Annotated in this window: 12 protein-coding genes; 7 read left to right on the plus strand and 5 right to left on the minus strand. The window is 52.6% G+C overall.

Annotated features, from left to right (window positions below):
* Positions 1–259: 259 nt before the first annotated feature.
* Positions 260–1,165 carry a LysR family transcriptional regulator gene (locus tag J4E05_RS21000; RefSeq protein ID WP_349599776.1) on the plus strand — a complete coding sequence of 302 codons (906 nt, stop codon included), beginning with the start codon at positions 260–262 and terminating at the stop codon, positions 1,163–1,165.
* 5 nt (positions 1,166–1,170) lie between these two features.
* Here J4E05_RS21000 and J4E05_RS21005 read toward each other — a convergent pair whose 3' ends face one another.
* Positions 1,171–2,106 carry an isoaspartyl peptidase/L-asparaginase family protein gene (locus J4E05_RS21005; RefSeq protein WP_349599779.1) on the minus strand — a complete coding sequence of 312 codons (936 nt, stop codon included), beginning with the start codon at positions 2,104–2,106 and terminating at the stop codon, positions 1,171–1,173.
* A 351-nt stretch (positions 2,107–2,457) separates the two neighbouring features.
* On the opposite strand from J4E05_RS21005, the gene J4E05_RS21010 reads away from it, so the two are divergent.
* The 5 genes from J4E05_RS21010 to J4E05_RS21030 all read left to right on the plus strand — a co-directional run bounded on the left by J4E05_RS21010 (position 2,458) and on the right by J4E05_RS21030 (position 8,899).
* Positions 2,458–4,302 carry an ABC transporter ATP-binding protein gene (locus J4E05_RS21010; RefSeq protein WP_349599782.1) on the plus strand — a complete coding sequence of 615 codons (1,845 nt, stop codon included), beginning with the start codon at positions 2,458–2,460 and terminating at the stop codon, positions 4,300–4,302.
* Positions 4,303–4,372: 70 nt separating this feature from the next.
* Positions 4,373–5,917 (plus strand): glutathione ABC transporter substrate-binding protein, encoded by a 1,545-nt coding sequence (locus J4E05_RS21015; RefSeq protein ID WP_085591999.1) that lies wholly within the window; start codon positions 4,373–4,375, stop codon positions 5,915–5,917.
* A 69-nt stretch (positions 5,918–5,986) separates the two neighbouring features.
* A complete protein-coding gene (locus J4E05_RS21020; RefSeq protein ID WP_085592001.1) occupies positions 5,987–6,907 on the plus strand; it encodes an ABC transporter permease subunit in 921 nt (306 codons plus the stop codon).
* Positions 6,908–6,916: 9 nt separating this feature from the next.
* On the plus strand, positions 6,917–7,819 hold the full coding sequence (locus J4E05_RS21025; protein WP_085592003.1) for an ABC transporter permease subunit: 903 nt from the start codon (positions 6,917–6,919) through the stop codon (positions 7,817–7,819).
* 24 nt (positions 7,820–7,843) lie between these two features.
* On the plus strand, positions 7,844–8,899 hold the full coding sequence (locus J4E05_RS21030; RefSeq protein ID WP_349599786.1) for a DmpA family aminopeptidase: 1,056 nt from the start codon (positions 7,844–7,846) through the stop codon (positions 8,897–8,899).
* A gap of 94 nt (positions 8,900–8,993) precedes the next feature.
* On the opposite strand, the gene J4E05_RS21035 is transcribed toward J4E05_RS21030, so the two are convergent.
* The 4 genes from J4E05_RS21035 to J4E05_RS21050 form a co-directional block, all read right to left on the minus strand.
* Entirely contained in the window at positions 8,994–9,815 is an 822-nt protein-coding gene (locus tag J4E05_RS21035) for a M55 family metallopeptidase (RefSeq protein WP_349599789.1), read from the minus strand.
* A 58-nt stretch (positions 9,816–9,873) separates the two neighbouring features.
* The gene (locus tag J4E05_RS21040; RefSeq protein WP_349599791.1) at positions 9,874–10,083 is read right to left on the minus strand and encodes a hypothetical protein; all 210 of its coding nucleotides are present in this window, start codon (positions 10,081–10,083) and stop codon (positions 9,874–9,876) included.
* 67 nt (positions 10,084–10,150) lie between these two features.
* Entirely contained in the window at positions 10,151–11,815 is a 1,665-nt protein-coding gene (locus J4E05_RS21045; RefSeq protein WP_349599794.1) for a thiamine pyrophosphate-binding protein, read from the minus strand.
* A 59-nt stretch (positions 11,816–11,874) separates the two neighbouring features.
* Positions 11,875–12,573, minus strand: a complete 699-nt coding sequence (locus J4E05_RS21050; protein WP_168184904.1) for a FadR/GntR family transcriptional regulator — start codon at positions 12,571–12,573, stop codon at positions 11,875–11,877.
* A gap of 218 nt (positions 12,574–12,791) precedes the next feature.
* Here J4E05_RS21050 and J4E05_RS21055 point away from each other — a divergent pair, with 218 nt between their 5' ends.
* Complete coding sequence (locus J4E05_RS21055; protein WP_349599797.1) at positions 12,792–13,715, plus strand: NAD(P)-dependent oxidoreductase; 924 nt, start codon at positions 12,792–12,794, stop codon at positions 13,713–13,715.
* The last annotated feature ends 46 nt before the right edge of the window (positions 13,716–13,761 follow it).

A 13,761-nucleotide genomic window follows, 5' to 3' on the forward strand; every position in this document is an offset into this window, starting at 1 on the left:
GCCTTCTTTTTTCGGGGAATTTTCCCATTAAAAACAGCACTTAAAACCGGCCTGGCCGTTCGCCAGATACGTGTATGTGCAATCGTTTAAGAACGAGGACAAACAGGGTATTTATGATGCTAACCCCCGTGTTTGTGGTGTAAATATATTGGCTGTGCGCGAATTGACAGGTTAAGTAGTGTATTTTTAACGGCATCCCGTTCCCAATAGCCGGGTTGCGTTATTTATCGGATTTTACCGGACCAAGGAGAAAGACCAATTGGAAATAAAATGGCTGGAAGATTTTGTCTCGCTGGCAAGAACCCGCAACTTTTCCCGGTCGTCAAAGGAACGAAATGTTACCCAGCCAGCGTTCAGCCGCCGCATTCGTGCCCTTGAAACCTGGCTGGGCACGGATCTGATTGACCGGCGCACCTATCCCATTACCCTGACCGAAGAAGGTCGCCTGTTTCGCGATACGGCCGAAACCGTACTGCATGATATTTATCACGACCGCGCCCAGTTTCACCAATTGCAACACGCCGAAAGGCCCGACATCCGCATTGCCGCAGCAAGCACGCTAAGCATCAGCTTTATCCCCGCCTGGTTAAAAAACATCCGGGAAAAAATAGGCCCGTTCACAAGCCATATCATGACGGAAAACTTCCACGATATGGTTCGCCATCTTGCAGATGGCGACATCGATTTTGTCCTGCAATATTGCAGCCAGGAAGCACCCGTCCTGTTCGATACCACCCAGTTCAAGGCGATGACCCTTGCACGTGAACGCATGATCCTGATTTCGCCCTTTGCCGCCGACGGCAAAACACCGTTGTTACACCCTGAAAGGGACCAGGAAATTCCTTTTATCGGCTATTCCAAAAGCGGATATTTCGCTGAAATTGAATCTCTGATGTTTTCACAAAATCCCAAATGCCGGAAAAAATTCAAAAAAATCAGCGAAAGCCCGACGTCCGAATTCGTAAAGCGGATGGCGCTTGAATTTGGTGCATTAACCATCGTCCCGGAAAGCTGTGCAAAAGCCGAAATTCAGCGCGGCGAACTTGTTGAAATACAATCTGAAACCTGGTCGCATAACCTTGATATCCAGATTTACCGCAAAGCGGACACCAAACGCTCGATCACCCGCAAGTTATGGGCTGCCCTGACCAGTGACCAGGGCTAAAACGCCTATTCATCTGCGTAAATAAAGGTTTTAAACTGTCCGTCCTCGGTTACACAACCGCGATACATGCCCTCGCTGTTCATGGGCATGGCGATGTTTCCGGCGCGATCAACCGCAATCAAACCACCCGATCCGTCATTTTTTGCCAGGTCTTCCATCACCACATGCTGCGCGGCATCTGCCAATGACTGGCCTGCAAAACGCATCCGGGCAGAAATTTCGTGTGCCGCACAATAACGGATAAAAACCTCGCCGTGGCCCGTGGCCGAAACAGCACAGCTTTCATTATCAGCAAAGGTGCCAGCCCCGATCACCGGGGTATCGCCAATACGGCCAGGTGCCTTTGCCGTCATCCCGCCTGTTGATGTTGCCGCGGCAACATTGCCGTGCATATCGCGCGCAACGGCCCCCACGGTGCCGTGTCGTCGGGCCGGATCATCGCTTTCCCGGCCTTCTGCCCTCAGGCGCAAGGTTTCCTGTAAAGCCTGCCAACGGGCATCGGTATAAAAATAGTCGGCGTCTTCAAATGGCAAACCGGCATTTCGCGCAATTTCAATTGCTGCCGCCCCACCAAATAAAACATGGTCGGTCGTATCCATGACCGCACGGGCGGCACATACAGGGTTCCGGGGCCCAAAAATACCGGCAACCGCCCCGACACTCCGGGTTGCACCATCCATGACGGCCGCGTCCATTTCCTGTTTACCCGCCGACGTAAACACGGCACCGCGACCGGCATTAAACAGGGAATTGTCTTCAAGGGCGCAAACAGTTGCGACAACCGCGTCCATTGCGCTGCCATTCTTTGACAACACAGCGTGACCAGCAGCCAGCGCAACCTGTATACCTGCGCGATGGTCTGCATCCTTTTCAGGGGACATTTTAGAACGCAAAATTGTGCCGGCACCGCCGTGCAAGGCCAGTGAGAAACGATTTGTCATATGGATGCTCCGAGCAAAAATCCGGAAAAAAGAGGTTATGTTTTCCGACACTATTGTCCCGCGCCCGAAAGGTGACAAGGCCATGTTTTTGTCAATTTGGCGATGTCATACAAAACTGGCATAATTATGAAATTGCATATAGTACGCCACCGTACACTCACATAGAGACAAACCCGAACCGCTTGATCTTGCACCGGTAAAGGAAACCATACATTCCTGCACAGGCAAAACTATGCAAAATCGGCATATATCTTGCCAAAACAGCTTTGGCCCGTACTGACTCAAAACAGTAACGTTCCCTGCAAGACAAATTTGGCCGCATGACGCCAGAAATACTTCAGGGAAATTTGAATGGCAGAACAGACCACATCCCCCCTTTTATCCGTGCGCGACCTGACAGTGGAATTTGGTAATGACGCTGCGCCTGTAACAGCGGTTAATAGCCTTAATCTTGATGTCTATAAAGGTGAAACCGTTGCCATTGTTGGCGAAAGCGGGTCGGGGAAATCTGTTACCGCGCTGTCAATGATGCGCCTGATCGAATTTGGCAATGGCGCCATCACCAACGGTTCCATCAAACTCCGTCGCCGCAACGGAGCATTTGACGACATTTGCCAGCTTGATGATGAAAGTGTTCGCACCCTGCGCGGTGATGAAATTTCCATGATTTTTCAGGAACCGATGACATCGCTGAACCCGGTTTTCACTATCGGGGAACAGCTGATTGAACCAATCATCACCCATCAGAAGAAACGTCGCGCCGAAGCAACCGAAATTGCCCTGGAAATGCTGGAAAAGGTGCGTATCCCGGATGCGCGAAATCTTCTCAAACGCTATCCTCATCATCTGTCTGGCGGGATGCGTCAGCGGGTGATGATTGCAATGGCATTGTCCTGCCGTCCGCAATTATTGCTGGCTGACGAGCCAACCACGGCCCTTGACGTAACCATTCAAGCGCAAATTTTACGCCTGATTCGCGACCTTCAGGTCGAAAATAACATGTCGGTTTTGTTTATTACCCACGACATGGGTGTTGTTTCCGAAATCGCTGATCGTGTGATTGTTATGTATCGTGGCGAAAAGGTTGAAGAAGGTGATGTAAAATCCCTGTTTGCCAATCCGCAACATCCCTACACCAAATCCCTGTTACAAGCCGTCCCCCGACTGGGATCGATGAAGGGCATGGACCAGCCCGCCCGATTTGCCATTCCCGGCGAAAAGGTTGCCGCATCGCTTGCACGCGAACCTGATGCCGCAATTTCGGCAATTGATTACACCAAACCGCCGCTGTTATCGGTACGGGATCTAACCACCCGTTTTGACATCAAGGAAGGTTTACTGGGCCGCACCACCAAACGTGTCCATGCCGTTGAAGGTATTGATCTTGATATCTGGCCAGGGGAAACGCTTGGCCTGGTCGGGGAATCGGGTTGTGGCAAATCGACAACCGGTCGATCAATTTTAAAACTGGTTGAATCGCAATCATCCCGGCTACATTTTGATGGTCAGGACATGTCGGCCATGTCGCACACCGACCTTCAAAAACTGCGCCGCCAAATCCAGTTTGTTTTTCAGGACCCGTACGCGTCGCTTAACCCGCGCCTTACCGTGGGCTATTCCATTTGCGAACCAATGCTGATCCACCGGCTGGAAAGCCCGAAAAACGCCATGGACCGGGCTGTATGGTTACTCGAACAGGTTGGTCTTTCGGCCGATCATGCCAAACGGTATCCCCATGCCTTTTCCGGTGGTCAGCGCCAACGCATTGCCATTGCCCGCGCCCTGGGCACCAATCCCAAAATGATCATCGCCGACGAGGCCGTATCCGCACTTGATGTGTCGGTACAAGCCCAAGTCATCAACCTGATGATGGATTTGCAGCAAAAATTCGGTCTTGCATGGCTATTCATTTCACACGACATGGCCGTCGTCGAACGTGTCAGCCATCGCATTGCCGTGATGTATCTGGGGCAAATCGTTGAAACCGGAACGCGGCGCAACGTTTTTGAAAATCCCGGACATGCCTATACCCAGCGCCTGATGGATGCAGCCCCCATTCCCGATCCAGCCTTTCGCATTGAAAACCGGCCCCTGATTACCGGTGAAGTTCCCAGCCCGGTGCGCTCTGTTAACAACCCGCCTGCCCGGCTTTCTCTTCGGGAAATTTCACCAAAGCATTTTGTTGCCGCGGAATAAACGTCCAACCCAAAACCGATGGTTATAACAACAATAACAACCACATAAATCAGCAAAGAGGCATTAGAATATGAAGATTTTGAAAACCGCAATCCTTGGCGCAACCATGTTGGCCGGAACCTTTGGCACTTATCAGGCTGCCCAGGCCGCGGAATTATCGATCGCCCTAAACCAGATTATCCAGGGTCTGAACCCGCAGGATTCAAACTACAATGTCGATTATTCGGTCGCGAATGGCATTTTTGAACGCCTGATCTCGTTTGATGGCGACATGAAACTGGTTCCACAACTGGCCACCAGTTGGGAAGGCAGTGAAGATGCCAGAACTTTCACCCTTAAACTCCGTCAGGGTGTTAAATTTCAGGATGGCACCGATTTTAATGCTGCAGCGGTTAAGTTCAACCTGGACCGTTTGGCAGATCCCAGCCTGAACCTGAAAAAACACAGCCTGTTCAAACTGGTTGAATCCGTTGAAACACCGGATGACTACACCGTTGTTATCAAACTGAGCAAACCGTTTGGCGCCATGATCAACACGCTGGCTCATCCGTCTGTTGTGATGGAAAGCCCGGCTGCGATTGAAAAATATGGCAAGGATTTTGCCAAGCATCCGGTTGGTACCGGCCCGTTCAAATTTCAGGAATGGGTGCCGGGCGAAAAGCTGGTGGTTGTAAAGAACGATAATTACTGGGATTCCGAATGGCCGAAACTCGACAAGGTGACGTTCTTTCCGGTCGCTGAAAACGGTACCCGCGTTTCCATGCTGATGTCTGACGAAGTGCAGTTCGTGCCGATCCTGCCGGCAGAGCTGATGAAACGTGTCAGTGAATCCGACAAATATGAAGTGCTGGAAAAGCCGGGCATTTCGGTCTGGGTCATGGCGATGAACATGATGCGCAAAGAGTTCAAAGACATTCGTGTCCGCGAAGCCTTTAACCTTGCGATCGATAAAAACGCCTTTACCCAGGTTGTTTATGGCGGCCACGCCATCGTTCCGGACTCACCGCTGGCACCGGCAACCCAGTTCCATGCCACCCAAAGCCCGGCCCTGACCACCGATGTTGCCAAGGCCAAGGAACTGATGGCGGATGCCGGTTATGCTGATGGCTTCTCGATCAATCTTTGGGCGCGCAACAACTCGACCGAAGTGCGCATGCTGCAGTTCATCAAACAGCAGCTTTCGCAGATCAATGTTAAGGTTGATATCGTTCCGCTTGAAGGGGCAACCCGCGCTGAAAAGCTGTTTGGTTCCAGCGTAACCCCGGAAACCGCCGAATTTGATTCGGTTATTGGCGGCTGGTCGCCTTCAACCGGTGATGCCGACTGGCATCTGCGCCCGGTTTATTCGACCGAAGGCTGGATCCCGAATATGTATAACGAGGCGTTCTATTCCAACCCGGATGTGGACAAAGCCATCAATGACGCCCTTGAAACGGCTGATCCGGCAAAACGCGCTGCGGCCTATGAAATCGCCCAGAAGCAGATCTGGAAAGACAAACCGGTTGTGTGGCTGGCGGTTGATAACGCCCTGGCAGGTCGTAAAAAAGGCCTGACCGGTGCCTTCCCGATGCCCGATGGCACCATGCAATATGCCCATGCTGCCTTCGAAAAATAAGCCCGCCTGAAACTTCCGGCCCGGTAATGTGGCAACATGTTACCGGGCCGCTGACACCAAGAGCACCAGATGGTTCAATATTTCCTGCGACGGCTTTTTGCGTTAATTCCGGTTCTTTTTCTGATTTCGATATTTGTTTTTATGTTCGTCCATGCACTGCCGGGCGATCCCGCCCGTGTGTTGGCCGGGGAACATGCCACGCTGGAAGAAGTCGAAATTGTTCGCCGGACCCTTAACCTTGATGCGCCGCTTTATCAGCAATATTTCAAATTTATCGGTAATATCCTGAGCGGCAATCTGGGTATTTCGTTGCGAACGCACGAACCGGTCACAACCATGATTGGCCGGGCCTTTATGCCCACCGTATGGCTTGCATTATGCGCGTTGGGCTGGTCGGTGTTGTTTGGTTTGATTTCAGGGGTGGTTTCGGCCGTTAAACGTGGCAGCGCAGGTGATCATGCCGGTATGTTCGCCGCTGTTTCCGGCATTTCGATGCCGCCTTTCTGGCTGGGTCTGCTGTTGATGCAGTTTTTCTCGGTCCAGTTGGGCTGGTTTGGCACCAGCGGATTTGACAGCCCTTCGGACCTTGTATTGCCGTCATTGACACTGGGTGCGGGTGTTGCCGCCATTATGGCGCGTTTCACACGTTCCGCCGTGATCGAGGTTGTCCGCGAGGATTATATCCGAACCGCCCGGGCCAAGGGACTTAAGGAAAAAATTGTCATCTGGAAGCATGCTCTGCGTAATGCCCTGATTCCGGTTGTGACCATGGCAGGCCTGCAGTTCGGCTTCTTGCTGGGGGGGTCGATTGTGATCGAACAGGTGTTTCGCTGGCCGGGCATGGGGGCGTTGTTGCTCGATGCCATCCGTTTTCGCGATTACACCGTGGTTCAGGCCGAGATCATGATTTTCTCGCTTGAATTTCTGCTGATCAATCTTTTGGTTGATGTCCTTTACGGGCTGATCAATCCGAAAATTCGCTATAGCTAGGATACCGTGATGACGCAACAACCTGAAATCGTTATTGATGCGCCACCGGCCCTGAACGAACCGGCGACCAGCCCGTTCAAGGAATTCTGGAAACGTTTTGCCAAACGCAAAGTCGCGGTAGCGGCGGGAATTTTCCTGTTGGCGATGTATGTGACGGCGTTTCTGGCACCGGTTATTTTGCCGTTCAGCCCCGATAGCTTTGACTATATGAACACCCTGCAAACCCCGACGGCCCTGCATTGGGCCGGGACCGATGAATTTGGCCGCGATATTTTTGCCCGCCTGATGAATGGGGCGAAACTGTCGATGTTTATCGGGTTTACGTCGGTTTCGGTCGGTGCCGTTATTGGTGTTTTGGCAGGTCTTTTTGCCGGTTATTATGGCGGCTGGCTGGATGCTTGCACGATGCGGGTATCCGACGTGCTGTTTGCTTTTCCCGGTATGCTGTTAGCGATTGGTATTGTCGCCATTCTTGGCCCGGGCCTGACCAATGTGATTGTGGCTGTGGCGATTTTCAGTGTGCCGGCATTTGCGCGCATTGTGCGTTCGGGCACGCTGGCCCATAAGGAAAGCACCTATGTCGAAGCGGCACGTGCAGCGGGCGCATCAGACTTTATCATTATGTTCCGTCACATTCTGCCTGGCGTGCTGGGTGCTGTGATTGTTTATTTCACCATGCGTATTGGCACATCCATCATTACGGCAACCAGTCTGTCATTCCTGGGCTTGGGGGTTGAACCCTCGACCGCGGAATGGGGTGCGATGCTGTCGACCGGGCGTGATTACATGATGGCAGGTGAATGGCATTTAACCTTGTTCCCCGGTCTCGCCATTTTCATTACGGTCCTGTCTTTCAACATTCTGGGCGATGGCCTACATGATGCGCTCGACCCCAAACTTGAAAAAGAATAAGCCTGATCCCAGGCGATTAAAAACATGACAGAAAACTTGCGAAACGCGATAGCGTGTTCCGATTGGTGGGTTCATCCTACGGGACCATCCAATCAGATTACCGATGTGCCCGGTGTGAAAGTCGGCCATTTTACCCATAAAAGCGGCGATACGGCACGCACTGGTGTAACGGCCATTTTGCCCCATGATGGCAACCTGTTTGACCGGCCCGTTCATGCCGGAACCGCCATTTTAAATGGTTTTGGTAAAAGTGCAGGTTTGGTCCAGGTCGAAGAACTGGGCGAGATTGAAACACCGATTATTTTAACCAATACCTTTGGCGTGGCGGATTGCACCAAGGCCGTAATCAAACGCACAATTGGGCAAAACCCCGATGTGGGCCGCAAAATGGCAACGGTTAACCCGCTGGTGATGGAATGCAATGATGGCGTGGTAAACGACATTCAGGCATTTCACGTGACCGAAGCCATGGTGGACAAGGCCATTGATAATGCCGGTACACAGTTTGACCAGGGAACGGTTGGTGCCGGGACCGGCATGAAAACTTTTGGCTTTGCTGGTGGCATTGGTTCGGCCTCGCGGCGGGTAAAGCTTGCTGGCGGGGTGCATTACCAAGTTGGTGCGCTGGTTTTATCCAATTTCGGCCAAAAATCCGAATTGCGGGTGCTGGGGCAAAAACCATCAGCTCCTGTCGTTCTTGCTTCCGCTGGGGCCGAGGATTTCGATAAGGGATCGATCATTATCGTTCTGGCAACCGATGCCCCGCTTGACTCCCGTCAGCTTTCGCGGCTGAGCCGCCGGTCGTCGGCGGCATTGGGGCGGTTGGGCAGTTACCTTGGCCATCAAAGCGGTGATATCGCAGTGGCCTTTTCCACCCAAAACGTCAAGGCGCGCGACGGCGATGCGGTTTATGCTGGGCAGTTTGTATCGGAAAGCTGCATGAATGCGTTTTTCCATTGCAGTGTCGAGGCCGTGGAAGAAGCCGTTTTGAATGCCATGTGGAACGGGCAGGCAACACCATCCTATAACGGTAAAGTCCTACCGGAATTTCAGGCGTTTTATCGGGCATGTACGGTCTGATCACCGCCGATACCCGCGAAATATGACGCACATAAAAAAACCGGCTTTCTGGTGCAAATTCCAGAAAGCCGGTTTTTGTTTTGGGACCTTGCTGTTATTGCAGGCCGTTTACAATCAGCGCCAGTGCGGAAATGGTGCTGATGGCATCGGCGTGTGAATTGGCAACAAACTTGAGGGTTTGTGCATCACACCGTTCCATTTGCGGCAATAGGGCCGCGCCATCGGCATAAAGCTGTTTGTGGAAGCGCACCGAAATGGTTAGCGGCACCTTGCACGGGCTCTCAACCGGGGCACCTTTTGCTGCGGCAACGACGTCGCTGACCTGTTGTGTAATCATTTCGCGCGATTTTTTCGGTGACAGGCTGTTCATTGCACCAGCGCCCAATGCCTGTTTGACCGTGATGTTACGGGCAGACGGGAACTGGGCGGAAATTTCCTGCGCCAGGCGGTCATCCCCGCTTATGGCAAGAAGGGGTACGCCAATTTCGGCGGCATACCCGCCAAACAGGGTTGGTTCACCAGCCTGTACGCCATTGATCATGATGGAATGAAAGGCTAGGCCGCTTACGGTATGGGCCATGACGCCAAAATTTGATGCCGCACCGTGATAACCGATCAGAATGACGCCATCATGTTTGTCATCAATGCCCTGGATCATGGATAACGGGCGCGGTTTGCCCGAAACCAGCCGGGCGCGGTCATCCAGGTCTTCGGCGATGATATTGCGCATCGGGCCGTGGGAATCTGCCACGGTGACCTCGGTCGCACCACCATCAAATGCGCCTGCAATGGCGGCGTTGGCTTCCTGGGTCATCAGGCGGCGGGCAACCTCGTATTCCGGGTTACCGCGCCGACCCTGCAGGGTCTCACAAACCCCGGCAACACCTTCGATATCAACAGATATAAATATCCGCACGTCCCAGCCTCCTGTTTTATATTGGACTTAGGAACAATAATAATGCGGACAGCACGCACTAAACCAATGCCGATCCAACATAGACCATACCAATCAGGCAGAACGCGCCATCGGTTGATCGAACTGGCTGCTTGCCAGTTCGGATGACGGAAGTGACCTTGCCGCTAAATTTGCAGCTTAATCGTGGCGTCATCCCTTTATTGGCAAGTTCGCACCAGGGATTATAGAACATGCCAATATATTCAAACACATCAGTCCGTGCATGCATGCCCCCTGTGATATTTTAGGCCATATCACCCCCGAGGCACATGTCACGATATGTTATGTCATTTTCACTATTTGGCGTTTCCGCGAATTTGCGAAAGCGAGTTCCGCGGGGTTAAATCTTCCGGGTCTGTAACGATTTCGATAATTCCGGATTTTCCCGAAGACTTGATCACTTCGAACGCGTCGGCGAATTGCCCGGTTTCTTCAACTCTGGCGACTTCCAGTCCATATGCCTTTGCCAAGGCAACGAAATCCGGGCTCGCAATATCGGTTCCGCTAACACGATACGGATAGTTCTTTTCCTGATGCATGCGAATGGTGCCATAGATGCCATTGTTGCACAGCATCACAATCACCTTTGCACCAAACTGCTGGGCGGTTGCAAGTTCCTGCAAGGTCATCTGAAAGCAACCGTCACCGGCAAAACAAATGCTCAGCCGGTCCGGATGGCGCAGGCTTGCGGCGATTGCGGCGGGCAAGCCATAGCCCATGGTGCCCGATGTCGGGGCGACCTGTGTTCTGTATTGACGATGCTTGTAAAAACGATGCACCCAAACGGTGTAGTTACCCGCCCCGTTGGTCAGAATGGCGTCTTCGGGCAGCGTTTCGTTCAGATAACCCATAATTTTGGACAGATTGACCGGGCCATGCGAGGCGGCATTGGGCGTTGACCATTCAAGATAGTCTGCACGGGCGGCCTCGGTCCATCTCGACCAGGTTATGCCATCTTGCGGAACCTTCATGTCGACCAACGCTGCCAGCATGTTTTTCATACCGGAACATATGCCGAGATCGGGTGCATAAACGCGCCCGATTTCGTCGGGGTCAGGATGCACATGGATTAGTTTTTGCGTACTGACCGGGACATCAAGCAGCGTATAGCCCGATGTCGTGCAGTCGCCCAGCCGGGCACCAAGAACCAGAATTGTATCAGCATCGCGAATTCGTTGCGCAAGATCGGGGTTAATTGCCAATCCGGCATCACCGATATAACAGGGATGCAACGCCGAGAGGCGATCCTGACTGCGGAAACTGCAGGCGACAGGAAGTTTCCATGTTGCGGCAAATTTGGCGAGGTTGTTACATGCGTCCTCGTCCCATGTTTCACCCCCGGCTATAATCAGAGGGGAACTGGCATCGGATAGCATGGCGGCAAGATCGACAAGTTGCGTTGCCGCCGGCGATGCCTGAACAGGCGTTATGCGGGGGGGAAGTTTTTTAACGTCGACGACGTCGCGCAACATGTCTTCGGGCAAACCCAATACAACAGGACCGGGCCGACCGGAAGTTGCGACCTGAAATGCACGGGTTAACAGTTCCGGAATGCGTGCGGCGTCATCGATCACTGCGGTCCATTTGGTTTGAGTGCCAAAGATCGCCTTAAGGTCAAATTCCTGAAATGCTTCGCGTTCGGTATCGTCGCGTCCGATCAACCCGACCAGCATAATCAATGGCGTGGAATCCTGATAGGCAACATGAATACCGGAATAGGCGTTCGAAGCGCCGGGGCCCCGCGTGACCAGAACCAGACCGGGACGTCCCGTCAGCTTGCCATCAGCGTCGGCCATAAATGCGGCTGAACCTTCATGTTTGGCCGCAATAAATTCGATCTGCGGCGCGTCGACAAGCGCATCAAGAACAGCAAGAAAACTCTCGCCTGGCACACCAAAAATTCGGTCCGCACCTTGTTGAATCAAGACGTCAGTGATCAGCTGGCCTCCCGTGCGTTGCATCGGTGCCTCCTCCAGACTTTGATATTTTTAAAATGATAGCGCGGGCTTAACGCCCGACTTTAAGTGTCTGCCAAATCAGCACGATCCGCCAGACGTTGTGCCGCATAGGTGTAATGGTGCCGCACCGCCTGGGATGCCGCATCTTCATTCTGGTCGCGTATCGCATCCAGAACGGCTTGGTGTTCGACCAGGACTTCCGCACTCCATTCTGTCACACGTGCGTTTTTGACAGCGACGGAACGCAATTCCATATCAATCCGCGCATCAAGCATAGACAGAAATTCCAGAATGTACTGGTTGCCCGACGCTTCAGCGATGTGGCGATAAAATGTGCGTTCGGCCAGAACAAGCTGTTCGGCACCGTCGTGCCCTTCGGCAAGGGAACTTTCCATATCCCGATAGGCCTGTTCCATACATTCAATATCAGCATCACTGCGCGAACGTGCTGCCAACCCGGCAGCCTCGGAGGTAATCCCGGTTCGCAATTGAAGAATTTCAAGAAGCTTTTGGCGTTTTTCAAAGCAGGCGGGGTTGATACGAAACGCGCTGCGTGCGCTTGGCTCGGCGACAAAGGCACCAACACCTTGTCTGGAATCGACCAGACCGTCGTGTTTCAAACGCGAAATTGCTTCCCGGACAACGGTTCGGGCGACCCCGAAACTCTCGGCCAGACTCTGTTCTGTCGGCAATTGTTGTCCGGCGGCCAGTTCCCCCTCGAGGACCATTCGAGAAAGCTTTTGCGAAATATCGTCCGTCAAGCTGGGGCGCCTGTTTATTCGAGTGAAAGAATCCACGACCAAATGCCTTTTTACCAATCGTTGGCCAACATCAACGTCGGCCATCGTCTTCCCGGTTTATGTAAGCCGGCATCATGCGTTGTCAACATAAAAACATGTTGTCAGACAACAAGGGGACATGTTATGCGGATTAATTATGAAATCGCACTTCGCCAAATCCGATTAAGGCGAAGATAAAAATGGAGGACAACGTGGCGTTTGAAAAAAGTATAGGATTTGTCGGCTTGGGCGGCATGGGTAGCGGTTTGGTTAAAAACATGCTGCTGAAAGGAGTCTCGGTTCATGTCCTGGACCTCGACCCGGAAAAGGTAAAACTTGCTGAAAGCCGCGGGGCCTGCATTGCATCCTCTGTCGTCGAAATGGCACAGAAATGTGATGTGATCGCATTCTGTATCGGTCGCGCGGAAGATGTTCAGAAACTGACAATCGATTTGGAAACCGGCTGTCTAAAGGAAATGCGCCCGGGACAAATTATTCTCGATCACACGACCACCAGCCCCGACCATGTCGATCTGATGAGCAAGGTTTGTGAAAAAGCCGGTATCAGGTATTGCGAAGCACCGATGACACGCACCCCGATGCATGCAGAACAGGGATGTGTGAATGTGCTTTATGGCGGCGAAGCAGACCTTTTGGAGGATCTTCGCCCCTTATTCGATACATATGCCGAGAACATTTTCCATGTTGGACCGAGCGGCCATGCAATTCGCTTGAAGCTGATTCATAACTTCATCGCTTTTGCCAATGTCGCATCTTTCTGTGAGGGCTTTGCCCTTGCGGCGAAAGAGGGCCTCGACATGACCAAGGTGATCGACATCATCTCGGCGGCGGGCGGAAAGAGCGGCATGATGGACCTATATGGTCGCAAGACGCTTGAGCGTGATTTTACACCGCATATGTCACTCGAATGGGCTGAAAAGGACGTGGGATATTACGTTCGCTGGCTTGAAAAAGCAGGGCTTCCGGGCTTCCTGGCGGCATCTGTTCACCAGACCTATGCCTTGGCATCAATCATGGGGCATGGGGCGGAAGGATGCACTGCCGTGATCAAAGCCTATGAAAAGCTGTCGGGCGTCGAAGCGGCCTTTCCTAAAAATTCCTGAAGCGACATCTCGTTTCTTCGGGCTGTCACGCTGGCAGCCCCAAAAA

The sequence above is a fragment of the Thalassospira sp. NFXS8 genome (assembly GCF_040148805.1).
Taxonomy (GTDB): Bacteria; Pseudomonadota; Alphaproteobacteria; order Rhodospirillales; family Thalassospiraceae; genus Thalassospira.

Excerpts from the sequence above, each read along its gene's own strand:
- J4E05_RS21005 (WP_349599779.1), bottom strand. The coding sequence starts at position 2,106 with ATGACAAATCGTTTCTCACTGGCCTTGCACGGCGGTGCCGGCACAATT.
- J4E05_RS21010 (WP_349599782.1), top strand. The coding sequence starts at position 2,458 with ATGGCAGAACAGACCACATCCCCCCTTTTATCCGTGCGCGACCTGACA.
- J4E05_RS21015 (WP_085591999.1), top strand. The coding sequence starts at position 4,373 with ATGAAGATTTTGAAAACCGCAATCCTTGGCGCAACCATGTTGGCCGGA.
- J4E05_RS21020 (WP_085592001.1), top strand. The coding sequence starts at position 5,987 with ATGGTTCAATATTTCCTGCGACGGCTTTTTGCGTTAATTCCGGTTCTT.
- J4E05_RS21025 (WP_085592003.1), top strand. The coding sequence starts at position 6,917 with ATGACGCAACAACCTGAAATCGTTATTGATGCGCCACCGGCCCTGAAC.
- J4E05_RS21030 (WP_349599786.1), top strand. The coding sequence starts at position 7,844 with ATGACAGAAAACTTGCGAAACGCGATAGCGTGTTCCGATTGGTGGGTT.
- J4E05_RS21040 (WP_349599791.1), bottom strand. The coding sequence starts at position 10,083 with ATGCATGCACGGACTGATGTGTTTGAATATATTGGCATGTTCTATAAT.
- J4E05_RS21045 (WP_349599794.1), bottom strand. The coding sequence starts at position 11,815 with ATGCAACGCACGGGAGGCCAGCTGATCACTGACGTCTTGATTCAACAA.
- J4E05_RS21055 (WP_349599797.1), top strand. The coding sequence starts at position 12,792 with ATGGAGGACAACGTGGCGTTTGAAAAAAGTATAGGATTTGTCGGCTTG.